Raw genomic sequence first — 2,660 nt, forward strand, 5'->3', positions numbered from 1 at the left:
GCCGCCGGGCGTGCGGCTCGCCGCAACTGACCCGGGCGACGGCGGACCGCAGCCAGGCCACCGTGCGGGGGGCGGCGCCGGGCGCTCGGGGCACGGCCGGCCCGGCGGGCGGCGGGACCAGCGCCGGGTCGGCCAGCGCCGCCGTCACGTCGTCGTAGCGGGAGAAGGTCATCGTCGCGGGGCCGGAGACCACCGTGGTTTCGCTCATGCCGTCATCGTGGCCCCGGGTCGTTTCGGCCCCGGCCGAACCGTGCGGGGGTGACGATGACGGCATGTCCCCGGCTCCGCTCCCCCACGCGGCCCCGCCGCCGCGACCGCCCCGTCCTCCGTGCGCCGCTCCGCCCCGGTACGCGACTCGGCGCCCGCACGCACCCTCGTGCCCCGACCATGGAGGCATGACGCTCGCCGCCTTCGCCGCCCTGCTCGCCGACCCCACCCGCGCCGCCATCTGCACGGCGCTGCTCGACGGTCGCGCCTGGACCGCCGGTGAGCTGGCCCGCCTCGCGCGCGTGGCGCCGTCCACGGCCAGCGAGCACCTGTCCCGGCTGATCGCGGGCGGGCTGCTGGCCGAGGAACGACAGGGCCGGCACCGGTACGTCCGGCTGGCCACGCCCGCGGTGGCCACGCTGATCGAGGACCTCACCGTCTTCGCCGAGTCCGGCACCAGCCCCGGCACCGGCCCCGCGACCGCGCCGCGCAACCTGACCGAGGCCACCCGGCTGAGTGCCGAGGCCCGGGCCCGTACCTGCTACGACCACCTGGCCGGACGCCTCGGCGTGGCCGTGTCGGACGCGCTGTTCGCCCGCGGCCTGGTCACCGAGGAGGGCGGGCTGGCCGTCACCGGGCACGGCCAGGACTGGCTGGCCGCGCAGGCGATCGAGCTGCCGCCGCGCGCGGGCCGCCGGGGCGGACGCCCGGTCGTGCGCGGTTGCCTGGACTGGACGGAACGCCGCACCCACCTGGGCGGGGCGCTCGGCGCGGCACTCTGCCGGGCCGCCCTGGACCGTGCCTGGGTGGAGCGGATCGGCTCCGGCCGGGCCCTTCGGGTCACCCCGGACGGCGGCCGGGCGCTGCGCGAGCTCCTCGGCGTGGAGCTGCCCTGACGGCCGCCCCCGGCGCCGCTCGATGTGCTCGAACCGCCGCTCGGTTGCCGGGCGAACCGCCGCTCAGCCCATCGACTTCGCCCCGTCCAGCGACTCCCGGATGATGTCCGCGTGCCCGGCGTGCTGCGCGGTCTCGGCGATCAGGTGCAGCAGCACCCGCCGGGCCGACCAGGCCGTGCCCGGCGGGAACCAGGGTGCGGGCGGCAGCTCGTGGGCGAGGTCGAGGTCGGGCAGGGTCCGGACCAGCTCGTCCGTCCCGCGCGCCGTCCGCTCGTACTCGGCGAGCAGCCCGGCCAGGGTGTCGCCCTCCGCCATCCGGAACTGGGCCGCCCAGGCGTCCGGGTCGGCGGCGCCCCCGTCCCCGCGCCGCATCGCCTCCGCGCCGCCGGTCATGAACCGCGCCCAGCGCGCCTCGACCGCCGCCACGTGCTTGACCAGGCCGCCGAGGCACAGCTCGCTGACCGTGGTGCGCTCGGCCGCCTGCGCGTCGGTGAGATCCCGTACGGTGCGCCGCAGCAGTTCGCGGTGCTTGTCCAGCGTTTCGACGAGTTCCTCGCGCTCACCCATCGGCCACCCCTGCCGCTCGTCGTCCCGTCGGACGCATCAGATGTCCACCGTCTCCGGCTGCTCCCCTACCCGCCGACCGATGTCGATCAACCCGAAGGCCGCCCCCTGCGGGTCGCCGACCGCCGCGAACCGGCCGAACGGGCTGTCCATCGGCCCGAAGTACACCTTGCCGCCGCGGGCCGTCAGCCGGCCGATCGCGGCGTCGGTGTCGTCCACCGCGAAGTAGACGCTGATGTACGAGGGCGCCTCGGGCGGCAGGAAGTCCCCTTCCGCGCCCATTCGGCCGAGCACCGGCCGGTCGTCGACCTGGAACATCCGGTAGTCGAAGTCCCCGCCCGCCATCTTCTTCACGCCGAACGGGAAGACCGCCGGGAAGAAGGCGTCCGCCTTCGCGGGCTCGCGGGTCACCAGCTCGGCCCAGGTGTAGGCGCCGGGCTCGCCCTGCTTCTCGAAGCCCTCGTGCCGGCCGGCCTGCCAGACGCCGAACACCACTCCGGCCGGGTCCTTGGCGATCACCATCGTGCCGAAGTCGCCGACCTGCATCGGCCCCATGACCACCTCGCCGCCGTTGGCGCGGATCCGCGTCGCGGTGGCACCGGCGTCGGGCGAGGCCAGGTAGAGGCACCAGGCGGACTGGGCCTCCGCGCCCGGCATCGGCGGCACGATCGCGGCGACCGCCTTGCCGTCCGAGTAGGCCTGGGTGTAGTTCCCGAACTCCGACGAGCTCTCGCCGAAGGTCCAGCCCAACACGTCGCCGTAGAAGGCCTTCGCGCCCTCCAGGTCGGTGAACATCGCGTCGGCCCAACAGGGTGTGCCCTCAGGTAGCGCAGCCATCTCTCTGCCCTCGTGTGTGGCGAAAGTGCGCGCGCCGGAGGGCGCGCGCCCGCCCCCGGGTCGCCAGCCAAGCCCCGAATCGGCGCCCCCCCCCCGGGGGGGGCCCCCCCCGGGGGGGGCCGGCGAGTATTAAAAAAAAAAAAACCCCCCGCAAAA

The 2,660-nt window shown here is 75.6% G+C and carries 3 protein-coding genes and 1 pseudogene; 1 reads left to right on the forward strand and 3 read right to left on the reverse strand.

From position 1 onward, the window contains the following. Positions 1-208: pseudogene (locus tag ACFVHV_RS43615) on the reverse strand (hypothetical protein); the annotation flags it as partial. Positions 209-395: 187 nt separating this feature from the next. Between ACFVHV_RS43615 and ACFVHV_RS43620 the strand changes: the two are divergent. Beyond that, the gene (locus ACFVHV_RS43620; RefSeq protein ID WP_380359423.1) at positions 396-1,103 is read left to right on the forward strand and encodes an ArsR/SmtB family transcription factor; all 708 of its coding nucleotides are present in this window, start codon (positions 396-398) and stop codon (positions 1,101-1,103) included. Between the two features lie 63 nt (positions 1,104-1,166). Here ACFVHV_RS43620 and ACFVHV_RS43625 read toward each other — a convergent pair whose 3' ends face one another. Both ACFVHV_RS43625 and ACFVHV_RS43630 read right to left on the reverse strand, forming a co-directional pair. Beyond that, on the reverse strand, positions 1,167-1,670 hold the full coding sequence (locus ACFVHV_RS43625; RefSeq protein ID WP_359905616.1) for a DinB family protein: 504 nt from the start codon (positions 1,668-1,670) through the stop codon (positions 1,167-1,169). A 36-nt stretch (positions 1,671-1,706) separates the two neighbouring features. Then, a complete protein-coding gene (locus ACFVHV_RS43630; protein WP_359905613.1) occupies positions 1,707-2,504 on the reverse strand; it encodes a VOC family protein in 798 nt (265 codons plus the stop codon). Between the last annotated feature and the right edge of the window lie 156 nt (positions 2,505-2,660).

Source organism: Kitasatospora sp. NPDC127116 (genome assembly GCF_042677365.1).
Taxonomy (GTDB): domain Bacteria; phylum Actinomycetota; class Actinomycetes; order Streptomycetales; family Streptomycetaceae; genus Kitasatospora; species Kitasatospora lactacystinica.

Coding starts and splice junctions, on each gene's coding strand:
- ACFVHV_RS43625 (WP_359905616.1), bottom strand. CDS start 1,670: ATGGGTGAGCGCGAGGAACTCGTCGAAACGCTGGACAAGCACCGCGAA.
- ACFVHV_RS43630 (WP_359905613.1), bottom strand. CDS start 2,504: ATGGCTGCGCTACCTGAGGGCACACCCTGTTGGGCCGACGCGATGTTC.
- ACFVHV_RS43620 (WP_380359423.1), top strand. CDS start 396: ATGACGCTCGCCGCCTTCGCCGCCCTGCTCGCCGACCCCACCCGCGCC.